Source organism: Geminisphaera colitermitum TAV2, assembly GCF_000171235.2.
Lineage (GTDB): Bacteria > Verrucomicrobiota > Verrucomicrobiia > Opitutales > Opitutaceae > Geminisphaera > Geminisphaera colitermitum.
Window position 1 is genome coordinate 1 of the sequence record NZ_ABEA03000108.1, and the last position, 14561, is coordinate 14561.

Consider the following 14561-nt stretch of genomic DNA (forward strand, 5'->3'; position numbering starts at 1 on the left):
AGGCCGGGCTTGGGGCCCGGCGTTCCTTGCGGGCGGGGTTACTTCAGGCCGAGGAAGTTTCCCAGCCAGTTGCGGGCGGCGGCGCTTTCCTCGGGGACGGGGGCGTGGCCGGCTTCGAGCGCGAGCGTGAGCGTTTTGGGAGCGGTGATCACGTTGTAGGCGGCATACATGGAGGTGGGCGGGCATGTCTCGTCGTTGTAGCCCCAGGTGTAGTGGCCGGGCGCTTTGATGCGGCGGGCAAAGTTGACGGCGTCGTAATAGCCGGTGGTGGTGATTTTGGCCACGGTGGTGGCGTCGGCAGCGGAGCCGTCGGACTTGGGACGGAACATGTGGGGCCAGCCGCCGGCGCGTCCGTGGAGGTAGCCGGTCACGTCGCAGTAAGCGGGGTAGTGGGCGGCAAGGGCGGTGACGCGGGAATCGAGCCCGGCGGTGACGAGGGTGAGTTGGCCGCCCTGACTGCCGCCGGTGACGGCGAGGTTTTTGCCGTCCCATTCGGGTTGCGAGGTGAGAAAATTGTTGGCCTGCACGCAGCTCAGATAAACGCGGCGGTAGTAGTAACGGTCGCGGTTATCGAGGTTGTAGGTGGGGTAGCCGTCGAGTGCGCCGGTGCGCAGATGGTCGTAGAGTTCGTTGGGGAGGTTGACGGGGATGCCGTGGATGCCGATCTGGAGCGTGATGGCACCCTCGGTCCGCACGCCTCCGTAGGGGCGGACGCCGGCGCCGGGAACGTGGAGGATGGCGGGGTATTTGCCGGGGGCTTTGGGCACGGAGAGCATGCCGTAGATGCGGGCGAAATACTGCGGGCCGGCAGCGCCGATGGTGCGGAAGCTGACGTGATAAACGTTGAACTTGCCGGTGCTGGATTCGGGCACGAGTTGCAGGGTCGGGTCGAGGGGGACTTTTTTGAGTTCGTCGAGCCCGGCCTGCCAGAAGGCGTCGAAGTCGGCGGGTTCGGTTTGGGTGGGCTGGATTTTCTCGGGCGAGAAGCCGGCGGTGGCGAGGCCGCGGTAGGTGCGTCCGCCGACTTGTGTGGTGGCGATGCAGGTGAGAAAGCCGGGGGCGTCCATTGTGCCGCCGTCGATGACGAGTCCGCCTGCGGGAACGGTGACGGTTTGGGCGGATGTAGTGAATTTTTCAGGACCAAATTGATAACTGATGATTGCGCCTTCGAGCGGTTCGTTGTCGGCGGTGACGTTGATGGTGAATTTGACCGGTTCGCCCGGGGTGTAGGTCCAGTCTCGGTGGTCGGGCGCGACTCGCACCTGCACGGTGGCGACGCGGGCGGAGGCGTGGGCCGGCACGGGACCGACGGCGGGATCGGCGGTGGCGGTGTGAGCCGCAAAGAGGACCGAGGAGACGGTCAGGCTGAGGGTCAGGATTCGCAAAGCGCGCAAGCGGCGGGCGAGGAGCGGGAGGGTTGGTTTCATATTCGATGAAGCGAAACCAACGCTACGCTGGCGGCAGGCGGGGAACAAGACCGGGTTTGTCCCCGGAGTTGCGATCGCATCCACGGTCCTGCCAAGAAGGCGGGTTAGTGCCAGCGGTGTTGCCGGTTGGGATTGCGGTTCAGGCTGATCGGGAAGGGCGGACGTGAATCCATGATCGGGACATCCCGGGTGGGCGACGTGAGGCGGGAGTGCTGGATATACTTCATTGGCAGGCACAGTCCGGGCGGCCTGCTTCTGCTTGCGGTGACCAGCAGCGGCAGGAAATAGAGCGCCCCCGTCAGCAAACTCTCCAGAACGGGCGCGCCAAACAGGTGTCCGATCACTGGCACCGCAATGGCGCCGACCAGAAAGAACACCCTGATCCTGCGAAAGGACATGGCGAGGGTGATGGCCAGCGTGACCGCCCCAAGCGCACAGGCCAGCGGCATCATCGCCAGCGTGATGCCGGTCAGGTAGGCCACTGGGGCGGGCCTCACTTGATTCGTCGGCGTCCAGCCGCGCCAGAGTTGCATGAGCACTCCTATGGCGGGGATCATGGACATCCATGCGAATTCGGACGCATCCATCTTGGGATCGGAAAAACATACGGTCATCCCGAGCCACGCCCGCACCAGGTTGATAACAAGGGAGCGTTCAAACAGGCGCCACCAAGGCATGTCGTTGTCCAGCACATGAGAGAGTCGCACCAGACGGTGTTTTTTGGGAAACAGCCACAACGCCGGCACCCACAACAGTGCCGTCGCCGTCATATAGAACAGGATTTTCATGGTAGAAACCCCGCTGCCGGAGTCGAACGGGCGGCAGTCGAGGTGGAATCAGGGCAGGGAAATGAGGGGGATGCGGTGGGAATGAGGGTTTTACCGTGTGCATATGTCAAGCGATTACCTTATGGATTCATGATGGTTTCTATTGTAATAGAAAAGGTTATGCAATTGTAGTGTCGGTCGTTTGCATTAACCGGGTCAGGAGTGGGGCATACCGGGGCGTGTGTGGGGGAATCATCCCTTGCCGTGCGTGCTGTTCAGGCTCTTTCTTGGCACAATGGCAGAACAAAACACGTCTTCATCGTATTCGGAAATGAATCGCGCCTACTGGGATGCGATTGGAGAAAACTATGACGGCGAAATTTTCAGTGTGCGTGAGCATGACACCGACGGGTTGGTCGAGCGTCATGTGCGTGCTCTGGCGGATGCGGATGGCACGGCGGCGGACCTAGGTTGCGGAGTGGGAAATTTCACGCCGTTGCTCGCGGAGCATTTTGGCCGTGTGCATGCCTGCGATCTTTCGCCAAGGTTGCTCGATCAGGCGCGGCGGGCGTGCGACGGTCTGGACAATGTGGTGTTTCAGCAAACCGACCTGGCGCGTGAACCGCATCCGTTCGATCCGGTGGATTTCGTGCTTTGCGTCAACGTGCTCATCATGGCCTCGCTCGATGTGCGCATGAGCGCGCTGCGCGCCGTCACCGCCCAGGTGCGTCACGGCGGACATCTGCTGCTCGTTGTGCCTTCGACCGAGTCGATGCTTTACACGCAATTTCGCCGCATCGACTGGTGTTTGCGCGATGGTCTTGATTGCGCCGCCGCGATCCGCGACAGCCTCCCTGCGCGTGGTTCGGTGCGTGAGTTGCACCAGGGCATCCGTTCGCTTGCAGGCGTGCCGACCAAACATCACTTGAAGGAGGAACTCGAAGTGCTGCTCGCCAGCCACCAGATGGAGGTGCTGGAGATCGACAAGATCACTTACCCGTGGTCCACGGAGTTTCACAATCCGCCGGAGTGGATGAGCGAACCGCTTCCGTGGGATTGGCTCGTGCTGGCGCGGCGGGAGTGACGAGGGGGGCGGGGGGGGGGAGGATGGGCTTCGTTAGCGCATGTTAATTAAGAATTGTAGCCATTTGATACCTGGTAGGGAGGCCTCTCCGAGGCCTCCGCCGTGCGTGGTGGGAGGATGCAAAATTCATAGGTGGATGGCGCGTGGTTTCGGAGGCCTCGGACGGAGCGCAGCAGCGCGGAGATGGCATCGCCGAAGGCGATGGCCCGAAGGGCTGCCCTCGGCAGAGGGCACAAAGGCCTCCCTACCGTTAAAACAACGGCTGCATCTCAACTGAAAACGCTTTAGCGGTGTTCGCGGCGATAGGCTTCGGCAAGGAGGCTGACGGGATGGCGGACGGGTGTAGTGAGTCCTCGGGTACGGAGTCCGTTCTCAAGCTGGATGTGACAGCCGGGGTTCGCAGTCGTGACAAGCGTGGCGCCGGTCGCAGCAAGGTGGTCAAGTTTGCGGTTGAGGAGTTTTGAGGACATCTCGGGCTGCGTGATGTTGTAGATGCCGGCGCTGCCGCAACACCAGTTGGACTCGGGCAACTCGGCGAGTTCGACGCCGGGAATGGAGCGCAGCAGGTCGCGTGGTTGGCGGGTCACTTTCTGTCCGTGGCAAAGGTGGCACGATTCGTGATAAGTCACCGGCACCTTCTGTGCCGGTGACTTATCACGAATGCGAACGTCGAACGTCGAACATCCAACATCCAACGTCGAAGTGGAGGATGCGGTGGCATGCATGTGTGGAGAGGAATGTGCGTTGTCCTTGGCGCTACGTCGTGAGCAGCGGGCGGTGCCGTTGCGTTCGCAGTTTTCGCCATCACAGGTTTCCTCATTGGATGTTGGATGTTCGGCGTTCGATGTTGGGTGTTCGCCGGGATTGGGTTCCGGTTTCCGGAATCCAATCTCGGCGAGGTATTCGTGGATGTCGCGGACTTTTTTGTCCCAGAGGGCGGCGCGGGCGGCGTAGGCGGGATCGTCGTGAAGGAGGTGTCCGTAGGATTTGAGGTGCGCGCCGCAACCGCCGGCGTTGGTGATGATGGCGTCGTAGTTTTCCGGCGGCATCAGGTCGATGAGTTTGCGGGCGAGGGAGCGGGCGTCGGCGAGGTCGCCGTTGTGCGCGTGGAGCGAGCCGCAACAGGGTTGCACGGGCGGGGTGTGGACTTCGACACCGTTGGCGAGAAGCACGTCGGCGGTGTCACGGTTGACATCGGAAAACACGAGGTCCTGCACGCAGCCGGTGAGGAGAGCGACTCGCCGCGCCTGCGGCGGGCGAGAACATCCAACATCGAAGTGGGGCGCTGCCGCGCCAGTGGGTGAAGGGGGGGGGGGGGGGAGGACGGTTTGCGTGGTCTGGTTATTGGATGTTGGATGTTGGATGTTCGATGTTGGGCGTTCAGGGCGTTCGATGGGGCGGATGAGTTGGTGGCTGAATTTTTTTTGGATACGCGGGGCCTGGGGTTCGAGGCGGCGGAGGTTGGGGGGGAGGAGGTGGTTGAGGCGGAGTTTGCGGAAGAGATATTGTCCGCCGGTGGCCTGCCAGAGCCAGAGCCCGCGTCCGAAGAGGCGGAGGAGACGGGGGCGGGTGAAGAGGAATTTGACGACGGTGGCGCGCCAGAAATTGCGCTGCGGGGCGGAGAGGATGTTTGTCCGTTCGACTTCGGCGCGGGCGGTTTCGAAGAGTTGCGCGTAGTTGACGCCGGCGGGGCAGGCGGTTTCGCAGGCGAGGCAGCCGAGGCAGAAATACATTTCGTCGCCGAAGGCTTTTGTCGCTTCGATTTTCCCGTCGGCGATGGCGCGCATGAGCGCGATGCGCCCGCGCGGGCTGTGGCGTTCGAGTTTGGTCGCGTCGTAGGTCGGACAGGTCGGCAGACACATGCCGCAGTGCATGCACTGCTGGAGAACGGAATAATCGAGGTGCGCGAGAAGGCTGGGATTGTCAGAACGCGGGGCGGACGCGGGATGTTCGTTGACAATAGAGGCCGCTGGGGAGACGGACGAACATTTAACATTTAACGTTGAACATTTAACATTCAATGGAGTGTCCCTCAATTAATGGGTGGAGTGTTGTCGCTGGATTTGCTGATTGTTTTACGTCGTTTTTCCGCAGTGCGGATACTCGCTGCAAAAATGCGCACCAACTCTTCGGCTTCGGTGATGAGAGGTTCTAGGAGTTTGGGCTTGGGAACGAGGGCGGCACGTTGCACCAAGCGCAGCCAGCGATAAGACTCGCGTTGTTCTTTGTGACAGATGCGTAGCTTGTGGAGAAAATCATTGAGTGATTCCGCGCCTCCGACTTCGCCGTGGTTTCCATAGGGAGATGTGCCGGAGCGCAGTAATTGGTCTGCGACGTGGTTGGCTGCTCGGGAACGTTTCATGGATTCCGTCACGCGAATGATACGTGTCGAAAATTCCAAGAGACGTTCCTCCAAATCGTATTTTGGATCGGGCAAGGGTTTTTTCATTAAATGTTAAGCGTTTAATGTTAAACGTTAAATGTTCTGCCTTGGTTCTATTACAGATCGAATATCTTGCCCGGATTGAGCACGCCCGCGGGATCGAACGCGCGTTTGAGCACACGCATCGCATCCATGCTGGCGTTGGAATACTGGCGCGTCAGGAACGCCTTCTTCGCCACGCCCACACCGTGCTCGCCGGTGATGGTGCCGCCGAGACTGAGGGCGTAGTCGAATATCTCTTTCATGGCGGCTTCGACGCGGTGCATTTCCTCGGTGTTGCGCTCGTCGGTGAGAAAGGTCGGATGCAGGTTGCCGTCGCCCATGTGTCCGAAAATGCCGACGCGCAGGTGGTGACGGTCGGCGCATTCGCGGCAGAAACGCACCATCTTCGCCAGTTCGCTGCGCGGCACGGTGGCGTCCTCCAGTATCGTTGTCGGGGATACGCGGGCGAGTGCGGAAAAGGCCACGCGGCGCGCAGCGGCAAGGCGTTGCGACTCGGCCTCGTCGGCGGCGATTTGCACGGAGGTCGCGCCGCGCGCGAGGGCGATGTCGCGCATGGCGGCGGCCTCGGCTTCAACGACAGAGGCGGGGCCGTCGGTCTCCATGAGGAGCACGGCGGCGGCGTCCGTTGGAAGGCCGATGTGCGCGTAGTCCTCGACGCAGCGAACGGTGGTCTGGTCGAGAAACTCCAAGGTGCAGGGAATGATCTTTTGAGCGATGATGGCGGAGACGGTGTCGGCTGCGGCCTCCATCGTGTTGTAGAGCGCGAGGAGGGTGCGCTTGGCGGCGGGCTTGGGAACGAGTTTGAGGAGGACTTTGGTAATGACGCCGAGGGTGCCTTCGCTGCCGATGAAAATGTCGCGCATGGAGTAGCCGGCGACGTCCTTCACGCATTTGGAGCCGAACCATGCGATGTCGCCGTTGGGGAGGACGACTTCGACGCCCATGACGTAGTCGCGGGTGACGCCGTATTTGAGGCCGCGCAGGCCGCCGGAGTTTTCAGCGACGTTGCCGCCGATGGTGGAGATTTTTCCGGAGCCGGGATCGGGCGGGTAAAAGAGTCCGGCGGCGGACGCGGCCTCGGCGATTTTTTGCGTGATGGCTCCGGCCTCGGCAAGGAGGGTGAGGTTGGCGGCGTCGGTTTCGATGATCGTATCCATCTGAGCGGTACAGAGGACAACGGAGCCTGGGACGACCGGCACGGTGCCGCCGCTGAGCCCGGTGCCGGAACCGCGCGTGATGACAGGGAAGGTTTTGTTGGCGTCGCCAGCGGTGGCACCGGGGGGGGGGGGGGGGATGCCGTTGCTGTTGCCGTTGGCGAGTTTGAGGAGGGCGGAGATTTCCTGCGGGGTTTTGGCGAGGACGACGACGGCGGGGAGCGACTGGAGGGCGGCGGTGCCGTCGTAACTGTAGGCGAGGAGATGCTCGGGGGTGGAGAGGATGCGCTCGGGAGGGAAAATCCTGGCGAGTTGCGCGAGGAGCGCGGGGGACACGGGCGCGGGTGAGTCGGATGCGGCGGAGGGTGCGGGCATGGTCATGGTTGGAGCGAGGTGGTCGGCGGTGTTCGCAGGAAAAGGTCGGGAAAGGTTGGTCGAAGGTCCATGCTTGGCAGACGCGGCGGGGGTTGGAAATCACGAATGTGAGCGGTTCTGAGCGTATTGATAAAAAAGACCGGGAACGTTCATTCCTGATGAACGCATGGGAAGTGCGGTGGCCTCGTTTTTTTGTGCCCTCCGTTTTTTCCTGTTCAAATATTCCCCCTTCAATTTCCAATGACTGGCAATGATGCCCAAAAACACACGTCGCTGGATTGTTTTGAGTCTGTTTTTCCTCTGGCAGGCCGCCGCGCTCGTCCATGCCGTGGAATACCACGGCAACCGCAACAGCCATGTTTTTCACGCGCCGGGATGCCCCGACTTCAACTGCCGCAATTGCACGGAAATTTTTCGCAATTACGATGAGGCGATAAACGCCGGTTATCGTCCGCATGTGCCGGTGCGCAACCATCCGGGCTGCGTCACCGGCAGACCAAAACCAACCCAAACCAGCACCAGCACCGCCGCCGCCGCCTCCTCCTCCGTCGCGTCCGCCTCCACGGGTGCGCTCGCTGACAGCGACGCCACGTTGAGGCAGCTGTTCGAGCAGAAAAAAAGCGACGTCGCCGTTTCCGGCAAAGGCGTGGTCAAACGCCTGTTGCCCGACGACCTTGAGGGCAGCCGGCACCAACGTTTCATCATCGAACTGGCGAGCGGACAAACCCTCCTGGTCGCGCACAACATCGACGTTGCCCCGCGCGTTGAACCGCTGGCGGTTGGCGACAATATCGAATTTCACGGCGAGTATGTTTGGAGCGACAAAGGCGGCACCATCCACTGGACGCATCGCGACCGTAAGGGACGCCATCCCACCGGTTTTATCAGCGCCAACGGCAAAATTTTTCTGTGACTCGCAGGCTCTGATAAGCGAGGGAACCGGAGTGCGCGGATAACGGGCTTGAGTCTGGATTGCCCGAAAACAAAGTGCCGCGCATGAGTTCCCGCGTCACGATCATTGGATGTCGCACGTTGCTCCGGAGTGTCGCGGCAAAAAATGAAAACCAAGGCGGCGGACATTTTGGGGAAAGAATCCCATGAGCATGACCATGACAAAAAACAAAAAAACACGAGGGCTTCCCGCGGGAATCATTATTTGGGCGCAAATATTATTTTGCCTCCATGCGCAGGGGGGGGGAGGGGGGGAGGATTTGACCGCCAGCTACACATGGAAGCCGATGAAGATCGGCGGCGGTGGTTGGGTGACGGGCATGGATATCAGCCCAACGGAAAAAAATCTGGTCTATGTGCGCACCGACGTTTCCGGTGCCTATCGTTGGGATGCCGCCGCCTCGGCGTGGAAACAGGTGGTCACCACGTCCAGCATGCCTGCGGAGGCGCTGTCGTATGGGAATTATGGCGGCGTGGACAGTCTGGTCAGCGCACCCAAAGACCCGCACGTCGCCTATATGGCGTTTGCCGGGAAGCCTTACGGCGAGGCTGATGGACAAATTTACAAGAGTATCAACCGGGGCGATACATGGGTCGCCACCCGTTTTGCGGAAAACAAAGTCAAGATGGAGCCAAATGGTGAAGGCCGTCAGGAAGGCGAACGGCTGGCCGTGGACCCGGCGAACAGCGATGTGGTTTACTTCGGCTCCATGTCGGACGGCCTCTGGCGCACCGAGGATGGCGGCAACACTTGGGCGAGAGTGGAAGGCATTCCTGCCGGCACGCCCAAACATGGCGTCAACACCGTCACCTTCGATCCGAAATCTGGGAGCGCCGGGCCCCAGCCCGGCGCTCCCAGAAAAACGAACGTGATCTATGTCACCGTTGATGCGGGCGGTGTTTACAAGACCGCAGACGCGGGCCTGAGCTGGACCAGAATTTCCGACGCCGGTCCGGGCAACGTTGGAAAACCGCGCGATGCGGCCATCGGGCCTGACCGCGCATTTTATGTCGTTTACGACAATGCTGACGGAAAAGCCGAAGGCGGCGTGTGGAGGTATTCGATTTCTGGATACAATAATGGGGGTTGGGCAAACATCACGCCTCCGTCGCCGGATGGCGGTGTCAACCGCGCATGGTGGGCGGTGGCGGTGAATCCACACAACGCCCGCCAAATCGTTGCCATGCTCAATGGCGGGAAATGTTTTGTGTCGAACGATCAGGGTGTCACTTGGAGCAGTCACGGGTTTCGTCTCAAGAGCGCGAACATCCAATGGCAGGAACGGCAAACCAACTACTGGCTCAGCATGGGCGAGATTGGTTTCGATCCGTTTGAACCGGGCAGACTCTGGTTTGCGGAAGGGTTCGGTGTCTGGCGTAGCGAGAATTTGACTACGCCTGAGATCGAATGGCACTCGGTCAGCGAGGGCATCGAAGAGATGTGCGGCAACGATGTGATCGCTCCGCCCGGCGGGCAGCCAGTGGCGGCGATGTGGGATTTGGGAGCGTTTTATTTTGACGACCTCGATGCCTACACGGCGCGCAAGTCGCATCCCGGTTTCATGTCCGCTTGGGCGCTCGATTGGTGCGCGACAAATCCGAAGTTCATTGCCGGTGTGTTTCGGAGTCATCTCGACCACGTGCCGCATCCCAATTCCAGCGGTTATTCGACGGACGGAGGCCAGACGTGGACACGTTTCCCGGCATTGGAAAATGGCAGCGCGCCCAAGGATTTGGAATACGGAGTCATCGCGGTATCCGCCAACAGCACGGACAACATCGTCTGGATGCCCTCGCAAGGTGCGCTGCCGTATTACACCGCCGACCGCGGTGCGACATGGTTGCGCTCCTCGCTCGGCGGCGTGACCAAGACGGGATTTCACGCGCATTACACATCGCAAAAACCCCTCTGCGCCGACCGCGTTCTGCCCGGCACATTTTATCTCTACACTCCGCAGGATGGGTTTCTCCGCTCCACTGACGGCGGGGCGAATTTTTCAAGAGCCGGCAACCCGGTTTCCAATCGTTGGAACCTCATTTTGAAATCAACTCCCGGCCACGCCGGACATCTTTGGTTTGCGGATGGCGCGGGCGGCGGGCTGCGGCGTTCGACCGACGGCGGCGTCACGTGGACGGCGATCCCCGGTCTCCAGCAGGCATTCAACGTCGGTTTGGGCAAAGCCCGGACGGAAGATGGTTATCCGACCGTTTTTGTTGCTGGAATCAAAGACGGTCAGACGGGCATTTATCGTTCCACCGATGAGGGGAAAACGTGGAAGAAAATCTGCGCGTATCCGCTTGGCATTACAGATTGGATCGACGCTCTGGATGGCGACAAAGACGTTTTCGGCAAAGTCTATGTCGGGTTCGCGGGAGCGGGTTTCGCTTACGGAATGGAGCGCTGAGCGGACAAAAACGGGTTCAAGAAACTCCCCAATCCAACCGCGAATGGTCGCGAATGGACGCGAATAAAAAGACAGGATTCCATTTGATACCTGGTAGGGAGGCCTCGGGTAACTGTTTAGCGAGGGGGGGGAGGGACATGCGGACAAGGTTGGATCTGGCGCGGTAGCGTCTGGGAGCGCCGGCATCTTGCTGATGGCAAAGTGGCGCGGGCGTCCCGCCCGCATTCTGTTCCGAAGCGGGCGGGACGCCCGCGCCACTTTTGATGCCGACCCAACGACGCTTCGCGTCGTCTGCCGGCAAGATGCCGGCGCTCCCAGGCGCTACCGCGCCAGAGTTGCCCCCTCCACCACTTCTCCTCTCCGCTAAATGGATACGGCCTCGGAGAGGCCTCCCTACCAGGTATCAAATGGCTACAGCTTAAATGAAACTGCTCTAAAGGTTCAGTTTTTGAACAGAAGGAAACGAAAATGAAACAAAGATGACTTTGGATAAAGAGTCATTTGGTTCTTCGACGTTTCCGGTGGCTGAAATTTTCGTTCAAGGCAGTCGAGCCAACCGCGAATGGACGCTAATGGGCGCGTTTCGAGCGGCAGCGACAGTCCGCCATAAAGACAGGATTTCCCGCAACGGCGCGACGGTCGCCACGCCGAGAGGCACCAGCAGGCTGATGGCGTTGCATCCGTTGCGCCGTGGCGGGAAATCCGTCGTGCCAGAGGGAAAATGGCCGCTTCTGCGCACGGTTCAGCGGCTGAGTTCTTCGGAGCGGGTTTTGGCTGCGAGGACGGTTTCCTGGATGAGGCCGCGGAAGTCGCGGGCGGCCATGCGCTGGAGTCCGGCGTAGGTGGTGCCGTTGGGGGAGGTGACTTGGTTGCGCAGGGTCTCGGGTTCGGTGCCGGTTTGCGACATGAGACGGGCGGAGCCGAGGAGGGTCTCGATGGCGAGGAGTTGCGCGGTGTCGCGGGGGAGTCCGGCGGCTATGCCGGCTTCGCGCAGGGCGGCGGCAAATTCAAATACATACGCAGGGCCGCTGCCGCTGAGTCCGGTGACGGCGTCGAGTTGGGTTTCGGCGAGTTCTACGTGTTTGCCGAGGGAGTTGAGGATGTTGGTGACAAGAGTGCGGTCGGCGTCGGCGAGCGGATGCAGCGAACACCAGCCGGTGATGCCGGCACCGATGGCTCCGGGGGTGTTGGGCATGGCGCGAACGAGGTTGCGCGCGTGCGGAAATACGGCGGCGAGGGCGGAGAGGGGTTTTCCGGCGAGAATGGAGAGGACGAGTTTGCCGCGTGTGAGTCCGGCCAGGGCGGGGGGCATGTCGGCGAGTTGCTGGGGTTTGATGGCCGCGACGACAACATCGACGCCGGGGGCGGGGGGGGGGGGGGAGAGGAGGTCGTCGAGTGTAGCGGCGGTTCGGATACCGGTGCGGGCGGAGAGTTTTTGCGCGGTGTCGTCGGCGGGGCCGCCGATGCAGGCGACTTGGGCGGGTGTGCAGATTTTGTTGGCGAGAAGTCCTGTGACAATGGCCGTGGCCATGTTGCCGGAACCGATGAAGGAGATCATGTGCTGGGTGTTGGTTGTTAGTTGTTGGTGGCGAGTGGGTGCAGGATGCGCGCGGTGGCGCCAGGGCCGCCGGGGTTGTCGTCGATGGTGAGATCGCCGCCCATGGTGCGCAGGGTGTGGCGGGCGACAGTAAGGCCCATGCCGACACCGACGGTGTTCTTGGTGCTGATGAAGGGTTCGAAGAGGGTGTCGCGGACTTCGGGATCGAGGCCGCGGCCACGGTCTTGTATCCGGATTTCAAGGGCGGGTGGTTTGCCGGGGTGATCGGGGATGGCGGTGTTGATCGTGACGGGACGAGGGCCGGTAAAGGTGTCGCCTCCGTAGCTTTCCCAGGCGTTGTGGAGGAGTTTGACGATGGCGTCCTCAAGGGCTTCGACGTGGGTGTGGAGGGTGAGGTCGCCGAGGGGGTTTTGGAGGGTGATGGGGGAGGCGGCTTCGTCGCGTCCGGACTCGATGCGGTAGCGGGTGATGGCGTTGGCGAGGGTCTGGTCGAGGGGGCTGGCGAGGGTGGGGAGGCGCGTTTCGACGGCGAGGTGGGCGAGCTGGCGGACGATGGCGACAATGCGTTTGAGGGCGGTCTCGATCTGGGCGAGGTTTTTGGTGACTTCGGCGGGGCGGTCGATGCGGAGTTTGGTGAGTTCGAGGTAGCCGAGCGCAACGCCGAGGAGGTTGTTGAGGTTGTGGCCGATGCCTTGGGTGATGGCGCCGAGGGTGGCGGCGCGGCGGGATTCCTGGAGGCGGCGCTGGAGGTCCACGACTTCGCGGTTGATGGCGACGAAGCGGAGTTGGGTCTGCACGCGGGCGAGGGTTTCTTCGAGGTCGATGGGCTTGGTGATGTAGTCAACGGCGCCGACGCCGAGGCCGTGAAGTTTGTCCTGTTTGGAGGTGTGGCCGGTGATGAAGATGACGGGGATGGAGCGGGTGTCGTCGTTGGCCTGGAGGCGTCGGCAGATTTCGAGGCCGTCCATGTGGGGCATCATGACGTCGAGGAGGATGAGGTCGGGGCGGTGGCTGGCGACGAGGGCCAGGGCGTCGGGGCCGTTGTGGGCGGCGGCGACGGTGAGGCCGGCGCGCTGGAGGGCGCGTTTGAGAATGGCGACGTTGAGCGGTTCGTCGTCAACGACGAGGATTCGGCCGGTGGTGGCAGCGGACATGTGCCTAGTTTGCGAGCTGGCGCGCCTTGAGTGTGTTTTTCATGAGCATGCAGACGGTCATGGGGCCGACGCCGCCGGGGACGGGGGTGATCTTGGAGGCGAGGGGGGAGACGCTCGGGAAGTGGACGTCGCCGGTGAGCCGGTATCCGGTTTTCCGTGACGGGTCGGGGACGCGGTTGATGCCGACGTCGATGACGACGGCGCCGGGTTTGACCATGTCGGCGGTGACGAACTCGGCGCGTCCGATGGCGGCAATGAGGACGTCGGCCTGGCGGGTGATGGAGGGGAGGTCGGTGGTGGCCGAGTGGCAGAAGGTGACGGTGGCGTTGGCCCCGGCTTTTTTCTGGAGGGCGAGGAGGCCGACGGGTTTGCCGACGATGAGGGAGCGGCCGAGGACGACGAGGTGTTTGCCGCGCAGGTCGGCGCCGGAGCGGGCGAGGAGTTCCATGATGCCGGCGGGGGTGCAGGCAACAAAGCCGGTGTCGTCTTCCTGGGCGATTTTGCCGATGTTGATGGTGTGGAAGCCATCGACGTCTTTGCGCGGGTCGAGGCGGCGGAAGATGGCGGCTTCGTCGAGGTGCTTGGGCAAGGGGGATTGAACGAGGATGCCGTCAACGGCGGGGTCGGCGTTGAGGTCGTCGATGATTTTTTCGAGTTCGGGCTGGGTGATGGTTTCGGGGGGAAGGAGGGTGCGGCCTTCGATGCCGATTTCGGCGGCGGTTTTTTCTTTTTTGCGGACGTAGGAAACGGAGGCGGGATCGTCACCGACGCGGACGAGGGCGAGGCAGGGTTTGCGGCCGGGGAGGGCGGCGACTGCGGCCTTGAGTTCGGCAATGATGGCGGTGGCGATCTGGTTTCCGTCGATGAGTTGCATGGTGGTGAAGGGATTTTTGATGGCCGCAAAAAGGCGCGAAAGGGCGCAAAAAAAGACTGGGTTACTGGAGTTTCAGGGTCTCGGCGGCGATGACGATGTCCTTGGTGCCGGAGACGGGGCGGATGGTGCCGAAGACGACGACTTTGCGGCCGATGAAGCGGTCGATCTGCTCGGTGAGGAGCAGGCGGCTGAGATCGACGTAGGCGTAGCGGGTGCCGGCGTCGTCGTTGAGTTGGTAGTCGTAGGGGCGGCGGGGGCGGAAGGCTTGTTTGCTGGAAACAAAGGTGCCGAGAATCATGCGGGGCAGGCCGAGCGAATCTTGCGTGGCTGCGGTGCCAGCGGGGGCATGGGTGACGGGGGATGTGC

At 61.7% G+C, this 14561-nt stretch carries 11 protein-coding genes and 1 pseudogene; 3 read left to right on the forward strand and 9 right to left on the reverse strand.

Annotated features, from left to right (window positions below):
• Positions 1 to 38: 38 nt before the first annotated feature.
• Together OBACDRAFT_RS13005 and OBACDRAFT_RS13010 are read right to left on the reverse strand one after the other, a co-directional pair.
• Positions 39 to 1427, reverse strand: coding sequence for an acetylxylan esterase (locus OBACDRAFT_RS13005; protein WP_043586247.1), 1389 nt, complete (start codon positions 1425 to 1427; stop codon positions 39 to 41).
• 104 nt (positions 1428 to 1531) lie between these two features.
• Positions 1532 to 2215, reverse strand: coding sequence for a hypothetical protein (locus OBACDRAFT_RS13010; RefSeq protein WP_043586248.1), 684 nt, complete (start codon positions 2213 to 2215; stop codon positions 1532 to 1534).
• 274 nt (positions 2216 to 2489) lie between these two features.
• On the opposite strand from OBACDRAFT_RS13010, the gene OBACDRAFT_RS13015 reads away from it, so the two are divergent.
• Positions 2490 to 3278 carry a class I SAM-dependent methyltransferase gene (locus OBACDRAFT_RS13015; RefSeq protein ID WP_232767100.1) on the forward strand — a complete coding sequence of 263 codons (789 nt, stop codon included), beginning with the start codon at positions 2490 to 2492 and terminating at the stop codon, positions 3276 to 3278.
• 284 nt (positions 3279 to 3562) lie between these two features.
• Here the strand turns inward: OBACDRAFT_RS13015 and OBACDRAFT_RS29820 are convergent, their stop codons facing one another.
• From OBACDRAFT_RS29820 to OBACDRAFT_RS13030, 3 genes are all read right to left on the reverse strand, one after another.
• Complete coding sequence (locus OBACDRAFT_RS29820) at positions 3563 to 5239, reverse strand: (Fe-S)-binding protein (RefSeq protein ID WP_052361936.1); 1677 nt, start codon at positions 5237 to 5239, stop codon at positions 3563 to 3565.
• Positions 5240 to 5310: 71 nt separating this feature from the next.
• The gene (locus OBACDRAFT_RS13025; RefSeq protein ID WP_043586251.1) at positions 5311 to 5727 is read right to left on the reverse strand and encodes a four helix bundle protein; all 417 of its coding nucleotides are present in this window, start codon (positions 5725 to 5727) and stop codon (positions 5311 to 5313) included.
• Positions 5728 to 5777: 50 nt separating this feature from the next.
• Positions 5778 to 7253 carry an FAD-linked oxidase C-terminal domain-containing protein gene (locus OBACDRAFT_RS13030; protein WP_043586259.1) on the reverse strand — a complete coding sequence of 492 codons (1476 nt, stop codon included), beginning with the start codon at positions 7251 to 7253 and terminating at the stop codon, positions 5778 to 5780.
• 253 nt (positions 7254 to 7506) lie between these two features.
• Between OBACDRAFT_RS13030 and OBACDRAFT_RS26620 the strand changes: the two genes are divergently transcribed.
• Together OBACDRAFT_RS26620 and OBACDRAFT_RS13040 are read left to right on the forward strand one after the other, a co-directional pair.
• Positions 7507 to 8166: a DUF3465 domain-containing protein gene (locus OBACDRAFT_RS26620; RefSeq protein WP_081722032.1), complete on the forward strand. Its 660-nt coding sequence runs from the start codon at positions 7507 to 7509 to the stop codon at positions 8164 to 8166.
• A gap of 196 nt (positions 8167 to 8362) precedes the next feature.
• Complete coding sequence (locus OBACDRAFT_RS13040; RefSeq protein ID WP_112787781.1) at positions 8363 to 10609, forward strand: WD40/YVTN/BNR-like repeat-containing protein; 2247 nt, start codon at positions 8363 to 8365, stop codon at positions 10607 to 10609.
• Positions 10610 to 11351: 742 nt separating this feature from the next.
• Here the strand turns inward: OBACDRAFT_RS13040 and proC are convergent.
• The 4 genes and pseudogenes from proC to OBACDRAFT_RS13060 all read right to left on the reverse strand — a co-directional run.
• Positions 11352 to 12167, reverse strand: a complete 816-nt coding sequence (proC, locus tag OBACDRAFT_RS13045) for a pyrroline-5-carboxylate reductase (protein WP_043586253.1) — start codon at positions 12165 to 12167, stop codon at positions 11352 to 11354.
• Positions 12168 to 12184: 17 nt separating this feature from the next.
• Positions 12185 to 13321, reverse strand: coding sequence for an ATP-binding response regulator (locus tag OBACDRAFT_RS13050; protein ID WP_043586254.1), 1137 nt, complete (start codon positions 13319 to 13321; stop codon positions 12185 to 12187).
• Positions 13322 to 13325: 4 nt separating this feature from the next.
• Positions 13326 to 14195: a bifunctional methylenetetrahydrofolate dehydrogenase/methenyltetrahydrofolate cyclohydrolase FolD gene (gene folD, locus OBACDRAFT_RS13055; RefSeq protein ID WP_043586255.1), complete on the reverse strand. Its 870-nt coding sequence runs from the start codon at positions 14193 to 14195 to the stop codon at positions 13326 to 13328.
• 61 nt (positions 14196 to 14256) lie between these two features.
• Positions 14257 to 14561, reverse strand: a pseudogene (locus tag OBACDRAFT_RS13060) (hypothetical protein); the annotation flags it as partial.

What these genes read in the sequence shown, in the direction of transcription:
- OBACDRAFT_RS13005 (WP_043586247.1), bottom strand. Translation starts at nt 1,427, where the DNA reads ATGAAACCAACCCTCCCGCTCCTCGCCCGCCGCTTGCGCGCTTTGCGA.
- OBACDRAFT_RS13010 (WP_043586248.1), bottom strand. Translation starts at nt 2,215, where the DNA reads ATGAAAATCCTGTTCTATATGACGGCGACGGCACTGTTGTGGGTGCCG.
- OBACDRAFT_RS13015 (WP_232767100.1), top strand. Translation starts at nt 2,490, where the DNA reads ATGGCAGAACAAAACACGTCTTCATCGTATTCGGAAATGAATCGCGCC.
- OBACDRAFT_RS13025 (WP_043586251.1), bottom strand. Translation starts at nt 5,727, where the DNA reads ATGAAAAAACCCTTGCCCGATCCAAAATACGATTTGGAGGAACGTCTC.
- OBACDRAFT_RS13030 (WP_043586259.1), bottom strand. Translation starts at nt 7,253, where the DNA reads ATGCCCGCACCCTCCGCCGCATCCGACTCACCCGCGCCCGTGTCCCCC.
- OBACDRAFT_RS26620 (WP_081722032.1), top strand. Translation starts at nt 7,507, where the DNA reads ATGCCCAAAAACACACGTCGCTGGATTGTTTTGAGTCTGTTTTTCCTC.
- OBACDRAFT_RS13040 (WP_112787781.1), top strand. Translation starts at nt 8,363, where the DNA reads ATGACAAAAAACAAAAAAACACGAGGGCTTCCCGCGGGAATCATTATT.
- proC (WP_043586253.1), bottom strand. Translation starts at nt 12,167, where the DNA reads ATGATCTCCTTCATCGGTTCCGGCAACATGGCCACGGCCATTGTCACA.
- OBACDRAFT_RS13050 (WP_043586254.1), bottom strand. Translation starts at nt 13,321, where the DNA reads ATGTCCGCTGCCACCACCGGCCGAATCCTCGTCGTTGACGACGAACCG.
- folD (WP_043586255.1), bottom strand. Translation starts at nt 14,195, where the DNA reads ATGCAACTCATCGACGGAAACCAGATCGCCACCGCCATCATTGCCGAA.